This window comes from Cupriavidus necator A5-1 (assembly GCF_000744095.1).
GTDB lineage: Bacteria > Pseudomonadota > Gammaproteobacteria > Burkholderiales > Burkholderiaceae > Cupriavidus > Cupriavidus necator_A.
Genome location: NZ_JQLI01000001.1, coordinates 355860 through 372805, shown reverse-complemented (window position 1 = coordinate 372805; position 16946 = coordinate 355860). Strand labels below are relative to the sequence as shown.

The window sequence follows — 16946 nt, the reverse complement described above, 5'->3', positions numbered from 1 at the left end:
GCCTTGGTTGCAGCCGGTTCGTCGTTCAGGCGGCAGGCGCAGCAGCGCTATTGGTGTTTGGCGAAGTTGAACGGCAGCAGGTCGGTGACGTCCGCGTCCGGGGCACGCTGCGGCAACTCGGTTAGCACGTGCAGCAGATAGGCATACGGCTCAACGCCGCAGGCCCGGCACGTGAGCACCAGGCTATAGACCATCGCGCTGGCCTTCGCGCCGGCAACAGTGTCGCTGAACAGCCACGACCTTCTCGCGGTTGCAAACGGCCTGATATCTCGTTCTTATCCACGTGACAGAATTATGCAGAGTTTTGCTTTCTGTGTTTTACCGCCGGTCGCGCGCCCGGCCGCGGCGAGTCGGGGCCGAGCGTGCGCTACCAGAGGGGTTCAGGAATACAGTACGCCCATGGGAAGCGGCGGATGAACGCGACTCCCGGGGCAAGCATAATCATAGGCCATCGAGGAAGGCCAGAATGTTGTTTGAAGGACGATACCGACGCTGTTTGAACTGCGGCGCCTGGATGGCGTTTAGTGCCCGCTGTTTCATGGCCAGATCGGCTTCCACGTACATATGGGTGGTGGCGGGGCTTTCATGGCCAAGCCACAACGCAATCAACGTGAGGTCTACGCCAGCCTGAAGCATATGCATGGCAGTGGCGTGCCTCATGATGTGCGGAGAGACGCGTCTCGTCTTAAGCTGCGGACAGCGCGTCGAAGCGCTGGCTGCGGCGAGCCTAAGTCTGTCTGTCACGCCGGAGCGGGTCATCTGGCCGCCAGCGCGGTTGGGAAAAAGCCACTGATCCGGATCCGGATTGATCCGGCGTAGCCAACGGCGAATTTGTTTCGCGGTAGCACGCCATAGTGGCACGGCGCGCTCTTTTCGCCCCTTGCCGTGAAGGTGTACGCAGGCACTGCGGTCCAATACGACGTCCCTGACTCGCATAGCCGTGAGCTCGGACACGCGCGCGCCTGTATTGTAGAGCGTAGCCAGCATGACCTGATCGCGGTGACCACACCAGGTGTTGACAGATGGAGAATCAAGGATGGCCTGCACTTCCTCACGGCTGAGGAAGCTAACCATAGGCCTGTCGAATCGCTTCATGGGGATGGCCAACACGCGCTGAAGAATGGGCAGCGCGGCAGGCTCAAGCAACGTCGCATAGTGGGCAAAAGAGCGGATTGCTGCTAGTCGCGCGTTGCGGCTGCGGATGGTGTTGTGACGCGCGATCTCCAGATACTTGAGAAAGGCGAGAATCAGGTCTGCGCTAAAATCGGCCAACCGCAGCTTATGCGGCGGCTTGTGCAGATGCGCTTCAGCGAAGCTGAACAGTAAGCGAAAGGTGTCGCGATAGCTGGCCACCGTGCGAGGGCTAACGTTGCGCTGCTCGATTAAACGTTCCATAAAGAACCGCTGAATCAAGGCCGAGAAGCGCGCTGCCGGATCTGAGCTAGTCATTTGGAGTCTCCTGGGCGTATCGCTCGAAGCGTCGAGCGGCCAGCGCCATCAGTTCCGGGATGGCGCTAACGTACCAATACGTGTCGCTGACGCGAACATGCCCCACATAAGTGGACAAGGCGGCGATCGCGTTATCGACATTGATCTGGTTCTGATACCATCGGAGCAGGCAGTTCGTGATAAACGCATGCCTGAGATCGAAGATGCGCGGCGCCGGATAATCGCCTCGGGCGACCCAGCCAAGCCGCCGGCGTAGTCTGCAGAAGGTATCCTCCACTGTACCGAGCTTCAGCGCTCGTCCCCACGGAGACAGGAAGAAGTTGTCGTCAGCTGCGAGTGGGAGCAACTGGTCACGAAACTGAGCGTAACGCTGAAGAGCGGCGATGGTCGTCTCATGCAAGGGGACTAGACGGGATCTGCGGCATTTGCTTTTGCTAACGTTCAGCATGCCGGCCTCAAGCATTACATCCGCACGTTCAAGCCGGAGCGCCTCCGAAATACGCATACCGGTAGCAGCAAGCAGGCCAAAGAGCGTCTCGTAAGTTGCTGGCTGCAGCCCCCCTGCCGGGGGCAACCGTCCAGCCGCGGCCAAGAGTTCCTCGACCTCCGCGTTACTGAAAATGTGAGGCACCGGGCGACGATGCGTGGGCCCCAGTAGCTTGAATGGTGGGACCTCAGTGGCAGGTTCAAACTGCTGAAGGTACCTGACGAACGGGCGCAGTACTCCGATCCGCTTCGCCGCGGTAATTGGTCTGGTGGAGTGAGAATCTCTGGCCCAGCGCAACGCGAGTTCCAGAGTTACTGGGCCGCGGTGGCCAACTCGCTCAGCAAAGCGGGCAAATGCGAACAGCTGTGTTCCCTGTGCCTTCAGTCCGAAACCAAGCTTCCGCCTGGCAGTGAGATAGTCCTCTACCCGGGCAGTCATCGAGTGGAATTGATTCATGATCTCCTCCCCGGCCAAGGTGCGACCACGGCCGCGAGGCTGCTGAAATCGACTTTGGAGTAAATCATGGTTGTATCAAGGCTACGGTGGCGCAACACATCTGCGATGTCCTTGAGAGACGCCCCGTTGGCCAGCATTCGACTTGCAACCGTGTGGCGCAGCAAATGAGTGCCCATCGACGCACTGGGCCAACCGCATCTGGCGTAGGCCAGCCTGACCGCGCTGCGTACAACGGCTGAGCTGACCGGCCGATCAAGCGGGGCTCGATGCCGCACGAACAGCGCGCGACTAACGGTCTGCGGGCGACCAAAGCGCACGTAGTTGACCAGCGCGCGCCCGGTTTGCACGGGCAGCGGCAAAAGATCCACACGCCTGCCTTTAGCGGCTCTAATACGTAACGTTCCCTCATGCCAGTCCACGTCATCGAGTTGGATTCTGGCCACTTCCCCTACCCGCAAACCAAGATCGACTAGCAAACGTGCCATGGCGTAATCTCGTCGGCCTGATGCGGTCTTCGTGTCGAAGGCATTCAAGAATTGTGCGAGTTGGCCTTGCGTCAGCAATCTGGGCACGCGAGCCATTGACCAAACCGCCACCTTGGGTACAGCGGCGATCAATGCCTCGGTAGGGTCACCACCGAACTGGCGGAAGCGCAGATAGACGCGTACGCTGCTGGCGATAGCGCCGGCGGTCGACGGATTGCACCCCTTACTTCGCTCGACGACGAAATGCAGCACATGGCTCGGCTTAATGCGACTGGGATCAATGCGGCGATTACCATATTGATCGACCAGGAAGTCACGCACGTGGTCCAGATGGTTGCAGCGGGTGCTCGCGGCGAGACCACGGATCTCGTCAAGATAACTATCCAGACGGCCTAGTTCCTCGACGATAGCACTTGGCAATAAGGACGACCGTAGTGGGATGCGACCTTCCGCGCGAAGCACCTTAAGCAAATGCTTGAGTGCCGCCCTCGTGAAATTCAATGCACACTTACTTCTCCCAGGACAGTCGCAGTCAGGCAGGTGCACGGAGATGAATTGACGTACCAGATTCTCGTCGATCTGATCGAGCCTGATGCGCTTTCTGGTAAGCCAGCGTGAGAAGTGCGCGACGCTGGCAAGATAATGTCCGATGGTGTGAAGCGCATAGCCGTGACTTTGAAGGTAGCCGACATACGCCTGGCGGCTCGCCGCAAGAACACTCTCTTCGAGCTCACGCCACGATCGAACTCCGAGCCGATCCTCGTCCATGGTAGCTCTCCTCTGAGGCAATCGAGTCCCTCAGCAAAGCACCATTTATTATGTTCAGCAAGAGCGTGTCCCGGTGCGCTGCAACAGAGCCAGCCCAGCCTGCTACGCGACCATGAACTCGTGAGGACCCTGCATAATTCTGTCACGTGGATAAGAAAGACTATGGATTCGAATCCATAGACGTTCGATGATGTTGTTGTCCAGCGCCGCTCGCCCGTCGGTAACGTAGCGGCTCAGGTACTCCCACTGGTTACGCGTGTAGGCAATCGCCTTGCCCAGCAGGCTCTCGGGCAATACCAGCGGCGCATGTTCGTCCAGCCATGTCTTGAACGCCGCAAGTAGCGGCACGCTGTGCTGTTGGCGCAGTTGGTACGTGTAGTCGACACGCGTTTGACCTTCGGGCAGATCTGCTTTGGCGAGCGCCTCGACCTGGTACAGGGCCTTGAAGTATTCGAGGGCCTGAGCTACACGGCCGCCGGGCTTCTTCTGCCCCTTGAGCGCATCGACAAACGCTCGCCTGGCATGGGCAATGCAACCAAAGTGCTTCGGGCACTCAAGGGTACGCCAGGCGCTGTAGCCGTCGGTCATCAGCATGCCGGCGTAGCCGGCCAGGAATGCCTGCGGGTATTCCTGGCCGCGTCCGGGCTGGTAGTCGAACAGCACAACCGGCTCGTCGCTATCCTCGGCGCTTCGATAGCACCACATGTACGACTTGCTCTGCGCGGCCTTGCCTTCCTCCTTGAGCACCTGCACCGTCGTCTCGTCCGCATGGATCAGTGGTTGCGACAGCAGCGTGCGGCGCAATGCGTCGTACAACCGGCTGTAGTGCAGTTGCGCGGGCCGGATGATCCAGTTGGCCAGTGTGCCACGGCCGACTGCAATGCCGGCGCGACCCAGCGCGTCTTCCATCCGGTACAGCGGCGTGCCGTCCACGTACTTGCCGGTGGTCACCGTCGCCAGCATTGCCGCGCTCGCATTGCTGCCCGGCAGTGGTTGCGTCGGCATTGGCGCGATCAACACCGGCGTGCGTTCGGCATTGCGCTCGCATTGCCGGCACGCGTATTTGAAGCGGACATGCTGCAGCACGGAGACTTTTGTTTCGATGTGCAACTGCTCGCTAACTTCCTCGCCCAAGCGGTGCATCGCTCCTTGGCAGCACGTGCAGATCTTCTGGTCTTCGGTCAGGTCGTACTCGATGCGCTGGCGTGGCAACTCCGCCGGCAGCGGCTTGCGGCCACGTTTGCGGCCTGCGGGCTTATCAGGCTCTGGCAGCCCCGTGTCCAGCGGCGTGAGCGCGCCATCCTCATCGTCGTCGGCCAGCGCCGCGGTAGCCATCTGCTCAGCCTCATCGAACACGCGGTCCTTGAGCTTCTCGCTGCTTGGTGCGAAGCGCTTGGACTGCGCGAGGCGGAATTGTTCCTCAAGGAGCTTGATGCGCTCGGTCAACTCAGCGATGTGCTGGGCGTTGGTGGTAGCCTGCGCTTCGAGCTCGCGGATATAGGCCTGGGCGGCCGGCGGCAATCGGGAGAAGTCGTGTTCGTTCATGCTGAACACGATAGTGCAGCCGCGGCGCAATTAGGTATACGTCACACCGAACAACAATCAAGCCGTGTGCTGATATTTGCGCGACGGGTGCCGCTGCATGGCATCCACGTCGATACCGTCCAGCAGCCAGTGCAACTGCTCGGTCGTCAGTTCGACCACCGTCTGCTGACGCCGTGGCCACACGAAGCGGTCTTCCTCGAGGCGCTTGAGCAGCAACCAGAACCCGTTGCGGTCCCATAGCAACAGCTTGATGCGATTGCGCCGACGGTTATGAAAGGCGTAGACGGCGCGGGCAAAGGGATCAAGCTGCATTGACTGCTCCACCAGGGCAACCAACCCATTGATCCCCAGGCGGAAATCCACCGCATTGCGGTGCAGGTAGACCTGCAGGTCAGCGTCGAGCCGGAACATCAACGCGCTCCCAACGCTTCGATCATTGCCTTTACCAGCGCAACGTCCTGCCCGCCGCATTCTAGCTCGACCGTCACGCCGTTAGGCAACCGCGCCGTCAGTAGCGCCGGCTGCAGTGGCAGACGCGGCGATGGCTGAGGGGCAGCAGGCGCTTGGGTCCGCAGACGTTCCAGCGCCACCGCCGACTCCGGGACGCGCGTTACGCCGCTAATCTCGACGACCGGTGCGAACGCTGGCAACGCAGATTCAGCACTACCGGCCGCGGCGGCTTCATTTGCCACTTGGTGTAGCTGGATCCACTTGCGCAACTGGTTCGTATTGATGCCGAGCTTGAGGGCCATCCCTGACACCGAGACCCCTGGCCGCAGACACGCCTCGACCAGGCGGCGCTTATCCCCCGGGTCAAAGTCGCGTTTTCCGTTGGAGCGAACACGGATCACCCTCAGCGGCGGAACTTCACATTCGTTGTCCATCATGCTTGCGTCCGCAAATAGTGGTTGCGGACGCAAGCCTGCCCGCTCTCAGCCGCAAACGCTAGGTGCGGCTAATTTCGCGCTTACACAGCCCTGGTATGTTTCTCAGGTGCGTAAGTCAGTCCAATCTCTACACATTGTGTAGTCAATGTCCCTGACTGGGAAAAACTCAGCGAAACGCAAGGTCCCCGAACAATACAGATATCCGATCGTCGCCGCCTTGCCACGACGTCTGGAGGCCGAGCATCGGTCGCGGCGGAATGCCAAGATGAGGCCGGGGATTCAGATTGCCAGACTGTACTGCGTTAGGATCAACACCGTTTGCGTCAGGCCTTGCGCCGAAAGGGTAGTCAAATACTCCGAAGGAGACTTCGGTGGATTCTTCAGAGATGCACGGTGTTCCGCCACTGCCGTCAGGACCTTCCCCGCATTCAGATCAAAGAGGTCCACGACGAAATCATCCGGGTGGATCGCCTCGACGTTGAACTCCTTGAGTGCGGCTTCCGGGAAGTCCTTCATATTGAACGTGATGATTGCCTCCGAGCCGCTATGAATTGCGGCCGCAACCACATGTCGATCGTCAGGATCAGGCAACTCAATGGACTCAATAAGGTGCTCATAGCCGCTAACTAGCGAATCGCGAACACTTCGGTTCATCAGTTCGCGCGTGCCTGCAAGGCGATCCGCGGAAAGCTCCGGCCGCCGCGCGAGGAGGTTGCGAATCCACTCGTCATGAATTTGATTCGTCCACTTTGCACGGTACAGGTCGGTCAGCGCGAGCCGCATCAGCAGATCGCGCAGCGGAGCAGGATAGAGAACGCAGGCATCGTAGACACAGCGAAGTTGGAAGTCATGCTCAATAGCCCATGTCCAACTCTTGGGCCTGCGCTGCGAGTTCGTCTAGTGCCTTGCGTCGCTCGTCATCAATGCGCTGCTTGTAGCTGACAACGTCCTGATAGAGGACGCGCCGATGCGTGTTGACTTTACGGAAGGGAATCTCGCCCTTTTCCAGAAGCTGAACCAAGTATGGTCGAGAGACGTTAAGCAGGTCCGCCGCCTCTTGCGTCGTCAGCTCGGCGTGAATGGGAATGACGGAGACGGCGTTCCCTTGGCCGATTTCCGCGAGAACCTCGACGAGAAGCCTCAGCGCAGAGGTGGGCAATGTGACACTATGCAACTCGCCCTTGTCAGTCTTGAAATCGAATTGCTGCGTATCGGATCGGCTGTCCAAGGCCACCGCCAGGCTGCGGCTCGATTCCCGAGCGATAGCACTTTCGTCTGCCGAAGGCAGCATCGTGTTGGTGATGGTTGCGTGCATGGAAGTCCCCGGATCGTACATGTGAGTGCATAGTAATTCGAAATAATCGAATTCGCAATATCCGAAACGATTGGACCTCAGTGAAGATGATTTGTAGTCACGTGTGCGTGTGAGTTCGGCGATTGTGGCTTTTTAGGCACAAAGCTTGCCATGCAACACCGCACACGAATGGCGCAGGCGCATGGGACGCCAACCCGTGGGCGATTGCGCTCAGAAAAAAGCGCGAGGCGGCGCCGTCCTGGATGATAAGGCCCCATTATCGTGCCCTAACGCGCGTCCGCGGCGACCGCCGGCCAGAGCTCGCGCGGTCGCCTCATGCCCTCCCAGGCCGCGCGCACTGCGGCTGAAAGCCCAACGGCAGTTGTCGGCTCCAGCCATTCGCCGGCGTGCGCCCGCAGACGCTCAAACGGCCGCTCCGCAGTAGGTAGCGGACGCTCACTCGCCAATCACTCTTGTCGCGTCATTGGCCTTTTCAGCCGCCGACGGCGTAGCCAATGACCACCTCGGCCGTCCCGATCGAGGTGCCCCGTCTCCTTGCACATCAAGCGCCCGTCAATGCGCATCTCCCGGGGATCAAGGCGAGGGCGCAGGCGGGTGAATCCATGCCGGCAGATGCTGCACCAGCTTCCCGGCGGCGGCACGCACCTCCTCCAGCGCTTTTTCGGCGATCGGCGACAAGGGCGAGCCTTTGCGCCGTACGATTCCAACTGACCGGATCGGACCATCCTCAATCTGGCAGAGACGCATCCCCCGCAGATCCAGGAGCGGCATGATGCCCAGGTAGGGCTGTATCGCTATCCCCAACCCCTGGCGTACAAATCCCGCCGCAGTGGCCACCTGGTCAAATGAGAGCTTCGGACGGAAGACAATGCCCCGCTGCAGGAACGCCGCGCTGACGTACTCCTTGGCGGTACTCGCGTCAGTTCCGCTGATCAGCGGCAGGTCGAGCAGTTCTTCCATTCGCATGGTCGGTCGCACCGACGTCTCCCACCCCTCCGGCGCCAGCAGCGCAAAGCGGTCGCGCATGACCTCCTCGTACTCCAGCTCCGGGTGCGACGGCGCTGCGGAGGCCAGGGCGAAATCCACCTGATAGTTGACCAGGCGCAGAATCGTGGACGCGTTGGTGCCGTCGTAGATCGTGAAGCGCGGCTCGGGAAAGTGATTATCCAGGTTCGCGCAGACCCCCGGGAGCACGGCATTTGCCAGCGACGGGATCGCCGCGATGGCGACGTGGTGGGCTTCATGGTCCGCCAGGCCCTGCAGACGCTGCAGACCGGTATCGAATTCCCCGACCACGCGCCGCGCCAGTGAGGTCATGCGCTCACCGGCCGCTGTCAGCCGCACTGAGCGCGTGGAGCGTTCGAACAACACGACGCCCAACGCGTCCTCTAGGTCCTTCACAGCCTTGCTGAGGGACGGCTGTGTCACGAAAAACTTCTCGGCCGTACGACTGAAATTGAGCGACTCGGCAAGGGCCAGGAAGATTCTGAGTTGACGTGGTGTCACATTCACGCGCATTCCTCATAACAAGAGATCCGACCCAGCTGGCGGATCGAGGAGATCTAGGCTGCCAGGGCCGCGGTCTATTTATTCATAAATTCTATCATTAAATAGGTATAAAGAATTTCCCTTATCAATCGGCCCTGCTTACGATTTCTCCCAACGCTGACCGGCATGACAGGTCGCGATGCCATAAAGGAGATCAATCGAATGCTGAAACTGACCGACAAGGTTGCCCTCATCATGGGATGTGGCGCAGTGGCCCAGGGATGGGGCAATGGAAGAACCATGGCGGTCCTGATGGCCCGGCAGGGTGCCAGGATCTTCGGCACCGACCTCAATTTGGCGAATGCCGAAGAAACGCGCAAGCTCATCCAGGAAGAAGGCAGCCACGCCCACGTAGTGCAGTGCGACTCCACCAAAACCCATGACGTGGAGCGCGTGGTCAACGAGTGCTTCGAGCGGTATGGGCGCATCGACATCCTGGTCAACAACGTTGGCCTGTCGCAGCCCGGCGGACCCGTTGATATGACGGAAGAAGTCTGGGACGCTCAGATCCAGGTGAACCTGAAAGGCGCGTATCTCGCCTGCAAGCATGTGCTGCCGATCATGCGCAAGCAGGGCGCCGGCTCTGTCATCAACGTATCTTCTGTCGCTGGCCTGCGCTACGTTGGCAAGCCCCAAGTTGCTTATGCAGCGGCCAAGGCGGCGCTGATCCAGTTCACGAAAACGACAGCCGTGATCCACGCCGCAGAAGGTATCCGGCTGAACTGCGTGGTGCCAGGCCTCATGCATACGCCGCTTCTCGATAACCTGGTCCAGAAATATGCGCAGGGTGACCCGGAAGGCTTCCTGGCCCGCCGGAACAACCAGATTCCCATGAAATACATGGGCGACGCCTGGGACACGGCCCATGCCGCCCTGTTCCTGGCCGCCGACGAGAGCCGTTATGTCACCGGCACCGAGATCGTCGTCGACGGCGGCCTGATCGCCAGCACGCCTTAATTCCCTAACGCCCCGCACCTGTACCCAGCCAGGCTCATGCGATTGCAGGAACTGGCCGGATAAAAAAAAAGATCGGAGACAACCATGGCATCCATCTATCGACGCCTTTTCAACGCCACCGTATTCGCTGTCTGCGCCAGTGCCAGCGCATTGGTTTCGGCAGAGGGGTATCCCCATCAACCGATCCGCCTGATCGTCCCGTTCGCGGCCGGCGGTGCCGTCGATCAGACGGCTCGCATCATCAGCGTGGCCCTCGGCGAGAAGCTGGGACAACCTGTCGTGATCGAAAACAAGCCTGGCGCCGGCGGATCCATCGGCGCTGCAGAGGTCGCCCGTTCGAAGCCCGACGGCTACACGCTGATGCTTGCGCTGGATACGCAAGCGGCCAACTACCAGATCATGAAGGGGTTGCGCTACGACACCTTCAAGTCGTTCGACTACCTGAACCTCCTGGTGACGACGCCGCAAATTCTGGTCACCCGCGGCGATCTGCCCGTCAAGAACCTGGAAGAGCTGATCGCCTACCTCAAAGCCCATCCGGGCACTACGTATGGCACGTCGGGCGTGGCGTCGGCCGGGCACGTCAACAGTGCCCAGATGGCATTGGCGCGCCAACTGAAAACGACCCACGTTCCCTACAAGGGAGCGGCGCCGATGATTACGGACCTGCTCGGCGGACACATCGATTTCGCGTTCGCGGGGGTATCCGTGCTGCTTCCGCATATCCAGGCCGGCAAGGTCCGGGCCATTGCCGTCGGATCATCGAAACGGTCCGCACTGCTCCCGGGTGTTCCGACCATGAGTGAGTCCATTCCCGGACTGGAGTACCCCACCTGGGTTGGCTTGGCAGCCCCCAGCGGCCTGCCGGCAGACGTCCGGCGAAAGATCGTGTCGGCCACGGCGGAGGTGATGCGCAACCCCGAGATCGCGAAGCGGTTCACCCAGAACGGGTTTGACGTCGTGAACAGCACGCCTGAGGAATTCAAGGCAAGACTGGCAAAGGACTCCGGCATCCTGGAAGACCTGATTCGACGCAAGGTCCTCGTCAGTGAACAACTCTGACGTTGCCACAGGCGTCACCTTGCCATCGCCGCAAACGCTAAACAACCTGCTACCTACTTTTACCCATGATTGTCTCAGTCAACCCTTCGACCGGTGCAGAGATCGAGCGCTATCCGCTCGACCGTCCCGACGACATCGAGCACAAGCTGCGTTCGGCCACGCTTGCCCAGCAAGCATGGCGCATGCAACCGATTCACGAACGCTGCGCACTCCTGAAGGCAGTGGCCGCGGTGCTTCGCCGTCATCAGGCGCGGTTTGCTGCCATGATCACTGCCGAGATGGGCAAGCCGATCGCGGAGGCGGCAGCCGAGATCGAGAAATCGGCGTGGACCTGCGAGTTCTACGCCGAGTCAGCGCCGGCCTTTCTGGCTGACCTCCGTGTTCCCAGCAGTGCGGCGGACAGCCGGGTGGTGTTCGACCCGCTGGGCGTCGTCCTGGCGGTGATGCCGTGGAACTACCCCTTCTGGCAGTTCATCCGCTTTGCGGCCCCCGCCCTGGCCGCGGGCAATGCAGCATTGCTCAAGCATGCCAATAACGTGCCGCAATGCGCGCTCGCGCTGGCGGACGTCTTCCGCGAAGCGGGCGCGCCCAAGGGCCTGGTCACCACCCTGATGATCGAAGCATTGGACGTCGCGGGCGTGCTGGCCGATGCGCGCGTCGCCGCCGTGACGCTGACCGGCTCCACAGCCGTCGGGAAACTGATCGCTGCCCAGGCCGGAAGCCTCATGAAGAAGCAGGTCCTGGAACTTGGCGGCTCCGACCCGTTTATCGTGCTGGCCGATGCGGACGTCGAAGCCGCGGCCAGGATGGCAGTGAAAGCCCGGTTCTCGAACACGGGTCAGAGCTGTATTTCCGCCAAGCGATTCATCGTCGAAGAGGCGGTTGCCGATCAGTTCGTTGCCGCGTTCTGTGCCGGGACGCGCTTGCTGAAAGTTGGCGACCCCATGGATCGCCACACAACCATAGGACCTCTGGCGCGCGCCAACTTGCGCAGCGATCTGCACTCGCAGGTGGAGCGCTCTGTCGATGCCGGCGCCGTGATTGTGCTGGGCGGGCGCCCGCTCGACGGGCCGGGCTTCTACTACGCACCGACCATTCTGGACAGGGTCACGCCGCCCATGGCCGCGGCTGTGGAGGAGACGTTCGGGCCTGCCGCGGCGGTGATCCGGGTCAGCAGCGCCGAGCAGGCAATCGAAGTTGCGAACGCCACGGAATTTGGCCTGGGCGCCGCACTCTGGACCAACGACCTGGCGGGCGCCCATATCCTTAGCAGGCAAATCGAAGCCGGCGCCGTGTTTGTCAACGGGCTGGTCGCCTCCGATCCGCGCCTTCCTTTTGGCGGTGTGAAGCAATCCGGCTACGGCCGCGAACTCGGCGAGTTTGGCATCCGCGAATTCACCAACATCAAGACGGTGTGGGTCGGCCCCACCCACTGATCCTTCCTCCTCATTCTCCAGTCAACGCCATGATCAAGACCGCATCCAACTCCGTGCTGCTGAAGCCCGATACCATCCAGACCCATGACCGGGGCGGCGGCGCCCGCACGACCCCCCTGGTAGGCAAGATGGTCGGGGCCACGGCTTTCATCACGGGGTACACCGAGTTTGCCGGCGGCGCGGAGATCCCTTTCCATCATCACAATACCGAAGAGAGTGTCGTGCTGATCGAGGGGGAGGCCATTTTTGACATCGATGGGCAATCGATTCCCGTCAAGCGGGGCGATGCCACCTTCATTCCCCCGAATGTTCCGCACCGTTTCCGCAATGCTTCGGCAACGGCACCTATGAAGATTCTCTGGATTTACGGGTCGATGAACGCGAGCCGAACCCTGGTGGAGACCGGCGAAACCCGTCCCATCGCTGCCGAACACAACACGTAAATCGAGGGCTTCCCTGCTGGCACGCGCCAGGCAGGGAAGCCCGCCCCTCGGGCAATTCAAGCAAGCGTCCCATGGGAGGCTGCACCCCGCCTGGATCACGGCGGCGGACAAGAACAGGAGACATTGTGAAATCCTCAAACCCACGAAGCATGGTGGCGGTGTACCTGCTGCTCTTCACCATGGGCTCCTCATCAACTATCTTGACCGCGTAGCGCTCTCGGTCGCCGCCAAGCCTATCGCTGCCGAGTTCCACCTGGGCCCGGTGCAAAAGGGCTATCTCTTCTCGTCATTCCTCTGGACTTACCTGCTCTGCCTGATCCCGTCGGGCATTCTCGCCGACAAGTACGGCGCAAGAGGGGTCTGCGCAGGCGGCATGGGCGTGTGGTCGATCGCCACCGTGTTCACGGGACTGGTGGGCAGTTTCCCGGCGTTCTTCGCGGCGCGGCTGGTCATGGGCGCTGGCGAGGCAACCAGCTACCCGTGCGCCAACAAGTTCATCCGTGACCGGGTGCCCGCGAAGAACCGAGGGTACGCCACCACCATCTTCAACAGTGGCGCCTACGCCGGCCCGGCGTTTGGCGCATTGATCATTGGATGGCTGGTATCTGTCTTCGGCTGGCGCGCCGCATTCATGCTTGCAGGGGCCGTCGGCCTCCTAAGGCTCGCTCCGTGGATGATCTGGTTCCGCAATTCGCGACCGGAGGCTGCCGACGTTGCCGCGGGGTCCGACGCGACAGCGGCAATGAGCGGAGGTGTCGGCCTGGCCGGCTTGCTGAAGTCGAGGAGCATGTGGGCCCTCACACCGCGGTGTGCCGTGTACACCCAATACCTTTTCCTGACCTGGCTGCCCAGCTATTTGCAGGCAACCAAAGGCAGGACATCAAGGAGGCTGCCATCCACACGGCGTTGCCATACGGCTGCGCAGTGCTGTTCGGCATGCTCCTGGGAAAGTTCAGCGACAAAGTCCTTCGGCCCGGACACGCCGAAACTGGGAAACGCAGGCCAATGATCCTGCCCCCCGCCATCGAGACATTCAAGAAGTCCCTGGCGCGCCTCGGAGGTACCTGGTGCGAATATCCGGAGGACGGGAATCTCGAAAAATTCATCCGCGCCCGGTTCTCCAATGCGCTGGTGATCTGCTCGGCTACACTCGAGGTGATTGGGACCCGCAGGATTGACAACGTGGAACGGCCTCACGATCTGAACGACGTCGATGTAGGCGTGGTGCGCCCGGCTTTTGCAGTGGCGGAAACGCCGGATCGGCAGAAGGCCGGTCGGGCGACTTCGAGCGTGAGGGCCAAGGGCAGTTCGTCGGCCCAGTGGTCCAGGCTTTCGCCAGATGACAGCGTCGCGATACGGTGATGGGTGTCTGACTTCATGGCAATGGCATCTTTGCTGCAGCGTGATACAAAGATCGGCGCTAGGGGCCGCATTCCAGATCATATGAGGTCGGCCCAGTCAGGCGTGTTTGTGCGGTGCGATGCGCATTCTTCACCCGCGTGGCCGGTGTGCTTACGCCCAGGGAGTTGGTCCAAGCCGCTCGTCCTGCTCGAGCGCCAGGCGCTGCCTGGCCGGGCCGCGCAGGGTGCATCGCGCTCGCATTCCTGCAAGGAAGCTTCTTACGAACGCCGGCAGCAGATCGGTAGGTCACCCTCGCCTATGCGACTGCGCGAGTTTGGGTCATCCAAGCGGCGACGAAGCAAGCCAAAAATCATCAACTTGCTTCCAGAATTGGACAGCCCGCCAGCGTCACGCAAGCCGCGTGACTGCCGGACTGAGCAGGCATTGTCCGAACTCAATACTCCCTACAACGAGCACGTGGCTGCTCGTCAGCATCCGCAGTGTCTGCGGAACTGTGCCGGTTGTGAAGGCGGTTGTGCATCGTCTCGCAGCGGATCAACATCATTGCCGAGGTTCCTCATCAGCGCCGGCTATGCCGGCTTCCGCGGCGCTGCGCTGCGCAGATATACTTGTCGGGAGACGATGGCGACGATCACAATGATTGCGCCGACGCTGAAAGCACGGGCCGCAAATTGAAGGTATCGTGCCATGGAAATCGCACCGGATAGCAGGAGGTGATTTGGTAGCGAGACTACACGAGGATGGCACAAGACGGCGCCACGCCGTTGCAGGATTGACACGGCCTCCGTTTCGCCGCGGCGTGGCGGAGAGTGCGTTGTGTGACACCACATTGCGGTGCTGACGAAAATGTCCCCAAAAGCGATCGCGCCCCTCCCGGGCGGCCACTACTGGGCCACGCCCCACGCGCCCTTTCCGCTAGACGGTCCGAATGACCATGATGAGGTCTTCCCTGGCGCCCACTGCGTCAGCGCCGGCAAATGGGTGACCTTTTATAAGAACGGTGAAGAAGTCTGGGCGTGCAACGCCGTATATGCCGCCGCGCATTTCGACTTTGCTTCGCGTTCCAGCGCCTGCTCGACTGCCTGCTGAGGTGCGCACGGATTCGGCAGGCCGCTAAGCACCCTTCCGCCTCCAACATACCTCCGAGCAATTTTTCCGTGATCGGACGTTATGTTGAACGAGCAATCCAGCTGATATGACTCCCGGTGTCAATCGAGATTGGTTTGGTTCAGTTTCACAGTTCCATATTGGGGCCCAATTTCCTGAGGGCGACGTAGCAGTAAGTCTCGACGGTGGATCAAGCTGATATCCGCGGGTTGGCTACCGCATTACAGAGGTCCGCCCAATGAGCCTGCCGCTATCTAATGCCGCAAGTCGGATGAAGTCCGTTGCCTAGCTGGAGCGCGGGTTGCTCGTGGTGCCGGGCTACGCCGCCTTCAGGAAACTGGCTCTACAGTAGGTGTCAAATATGTTGCTAGGCCAGTGCTGGGTTACGTTGCCCGCGCCTCGTTCGGTACGGCAAGCGACATCGCAAGCCGGCTGATGTCCCAGATGAACCCGCTTAAGTTCGCGGGCCACCGCGACCACCGCAATGTTGGGGTTCTTGCCGCGTGCGGCAAGTTTCCGATAGCGCCGGCACAGTCGAATCTGGGCGTCCCAGGACCGGTCAACGATGGCCTTGGGGATGCCTTCGTGCCGGCGCTGAATCTCGGGGCTCACGCGTGCCGGGTGCCGGTAACTCCAGGCGGCTTCGATGAGAAGCTTTCTTGCATAGCTATTGCCGTTCTTGGTGATGCTGCCCTGCCGCCGTTTTTCTCCCGATGAGTGTTCAGCGGGCGTCACGCCGAGCCAGGCCATCAGTTGGCGCGGATGGACAAAGCGCGAGAGATCGCCCAACTCGGCGAGGATGCCTATGGCTGTGGTGAACTGCACGCCGCGCATGGCCTGCAAGCCCAGTACGGCCGGATAGAAGCGCCAGTTGACCACGGCTTCGCGCAAGGCCGCTTCGAGACGGCTGCATTGCGCGAGCCGATCCTCGATGGCACGTCGATATTCTTCAAAGGCAAGTTGTTGCCACACGGTGTCGAACGCAAATGCACTGATCCAGTGCCGGTGCGCCGGTCCCCAGTCGGCTCTGCCGGTGTAGCGGATACCGTGCGAGAGCAGAAAGGCCTTCAGGCGTTGCCGGGCCCGCTTCAGATCGTCTTTGGCGCTGACCCACGCGCGTGACAGATCCCGGAACGCTTCGTCCTCCACACTGGGCACGTACACCGCCGAGAGGTCGCCGGCGCGCAGCGATCGCACGAGCTTGACGGCATCGCGCCGATCGGTCTTGACGCGTTCACCAGGCTTTTTCGGGATTAGCGACGGCGCGCACACGATACAGTCGAATCCCTTCTGGAAGAGCTCGCGGTAAAGACCATAGCCGCAAGGGCCTGCCTCGTAGACGATCCGGATATGGCGCGCTTTGGACTGGAGGCGCTTGCACAGGCGGTCGATATCCGCCTTCGAGGTACCGATCTTGCCGAGTTGTTCCACCTCGCCCATGCCGAGTGCATAGGCGACGGTGATCGAGTCCTTATGGACGTCCAGAGCGACATACAAAGTGATATCGTGTTCCATGCTGGCCTCCGCGCTGGAAATCGCCGGGTGTGGCGCTGTCCACACCGTGCGGCTCTGGCAGTCATGCTAACCCGCGTTTGATTCCTCGCGGCAGGCCAGCCCTCCTGCCCCTCAGGGGAGTCAT

The 16946-nt window shown here is 61.0% G+C and carries 14 protein-coding genes and 3 pseudogenes; 6 read left to right on the top strand and 11 right to left on the bottom strand.

From position 1 onward, the window contains the following. Positions 1-47: 47 nt before the first annotated feature. The 10 genes and pseudogenes from K307_RS45190 to K307_RS01780 form a co-directional block, all read right to left on the bottom strand. Positions 48-275: pseudogene (locus K307_RS45190) on the bottom strand (transposase domain-containing protein); the annotation flags it as partial. A gap of 166 nt (positions 276-441) precedes the next feature. After that, a complete protein-coding gene (locus K307_RS01820; protein ID WP_042875952.1) occupies positions 442-1449 on the bottom strand; it encodes a tyrosine-type recombinase/integrase in 1008 nt (335 codons plus the stop codon). Continuing rightward, positions 1442-2392, bottom strand: coding sequence for a tyrosine-type recombinase/integrase (locus K307_RS01815; protein ID WP_042875951.1), 951 nt, complete (start codon positions 2390-2392; stop codon positions 1442-1444). Before K307_RS01815 ends, K307_RS01820 begins: the two co-directional genes overlap by 8 nt. Continuing rightward, entirely contained in the window at positions 2389-3645 is a 1257-nt protein-coding gene (locus K307_RS01810; protein WP_042875949.1) for a site-specific integrase, read from the bottom strand. The genes K307_RS01815 and K307_RS01810 overlap by 4 nt, the downstream gene beginning before the upstream one ends. 180 nt (positions 3646-3825) lie before the next feature. Further along, positions 3826-5190 (bottom strand): annotated as a pseudogene (gene tnpC, locus K307_RS01805) (IS66 family transposase); the annotation flags it as partial. Positions 5191-5247: 57 nt separating this feature from the next. After that, positions 5248-5601, bottom strand: a complete 354-nt coding sequence (gene tnpB / locus K307_RS01800) for an IS66 family insertion sequence element accessory protein TnpB (protein ID WP_042875947.1) — start codon at positions 5599-5601, stop codon at positions 5248-5250. Next, entirely contained in the window at positions 5601-6077 is a 477-nt protein-coding gene (tnpA, locus tag K307_RS01795; protein ID WP_042875946.1) for an IS66-like element accessory protein TnpA, read from the bottom strand. Before tnpA ends, tnpB begins: the two co-directional genes overlap by 1 nt. A 279-nt stretch (positions 6078-6356) precedes the next feature. Further along, positions 6357-6860, bottom strand: coding sequence for a PIN domain-containing protein (locus tag K307_RS01790; RefSeq protein ID WP_230625407.1), 504 nt, complete (start codon positions 6858-6860; stop codon positions 6357-6359). A 70-nt stretch (positions 6861-6930) separates the two neighbouring features. After that, positions 6931-7392 (bottom strand): excisionase family DNA-binding protein, encoded by a 462-nt coding sequence (locus tag K307_RS01785; RefSeq protein WP_042881050.1) that lies wholly within the window; start codon positions 7390-7392, stop codon positions 6931-6933. Between the two features lie 573 nt (positions 7393-7965). After that, positions 7966-8904 (bottom strand): LysR family transcriptional regulator, encoded by a 939-nt coding sequence (locus tag K307_RS01780; RefSeq protein WP_042881049.1) that lies wholly within the window; start codon positions 8902-8904, stop codon positions 7966-7968. Positions 8905-9102: 198 nt separating this feature from the next. Here K307_RS01780 and K307_RS01775 point away from each other — a divergent pair, with 198 nt between their 5' ends. The 6 genes from K307_RS01775 to K307_RS01750 all read left to right on the top strand — a co-directional run bounded on the left by K307_RS01775 (position 9103) and on the right by K307_RS01750 (position 14200). Beyond that, the gene (locus tag K307_RS01775; RefSeq protein ID WP_155301025.1) at positions 9103-9897 is read left to right on the top strand and encodes an SDR family NAD(P)-dependent oxidoreductase; all 795 of its coding nucleotides are present in this window, start codon (positions 9103-9105) and stop codon (positions 9895-9897) included. Positions 9898-9981: 84 nt separating this feature from the next. Further along, positions 9982-10959, top strand: coding sequence for a Bug family tripartite tricarboxylate transporter substrate binding protein (locus tag K307_RS01770; protein ID WP_042875941.1), 978 nt, complete (start codon positions 9982-9984; stop codon positions 10957-10959). Between the two features lie 65 nt (positions 10960-11024). After that, positions 11025-12395, top strand: a complete 1371-nt coding sequence (locus K307_RS01765; protein WP_042875939.1) for an NAD-dependent succinate-semialdehyde dehydrogenase — start codon at positions 11025-11027, stop codon at positions 12393-12395. Between the two features lie 29 nt (positions 12396-12424). Beyond that, positions 12425-12838, top strand: a complete 414-nt coding sequence (locus K307_RS01760) for a cupin domain-containing protein (RefSeq protein WP_042875937.1) — start codon at positions 12425-12427, stop codon at positions 12836-12838. Continuing rightward, positions 12819-13847, top strand: coding sequence for an MFS transporter (locus K307_RS01755; RefSeq protein WP_080744825.1), 1029 nt, complete (start codon positions 12819-12821; stop codon positions 13845-13847). The genes K307_RS01760 and K307_RS01755 overlap by 20 nt, the downstream gene beginning before the upstream one ends. Then, positions 13844-14200, top strand: a complete 357-nt coding sequence (locus K307_RS01750; protein ID WP_051974568.1) for a hypothetical protein — start codon at positions 13844-13846, stop codon at positions 14198-14200. Before K307_RS01755 ends, K307_RS01750 begins: the two co-directional genes overlap by 4 nt. A gap of 1490 nt (positions 14201-15690) precedes the next feature. Here the strand turns inward: K307_RS01750 and K307_RS01745 are convergent. Further along, positions 15691-16822: pseudogene (locus K307_RS01745) on the bottom strand (IS110 family transposase). Positions 16823-16946: the final 124 nt, after the last annotated feature.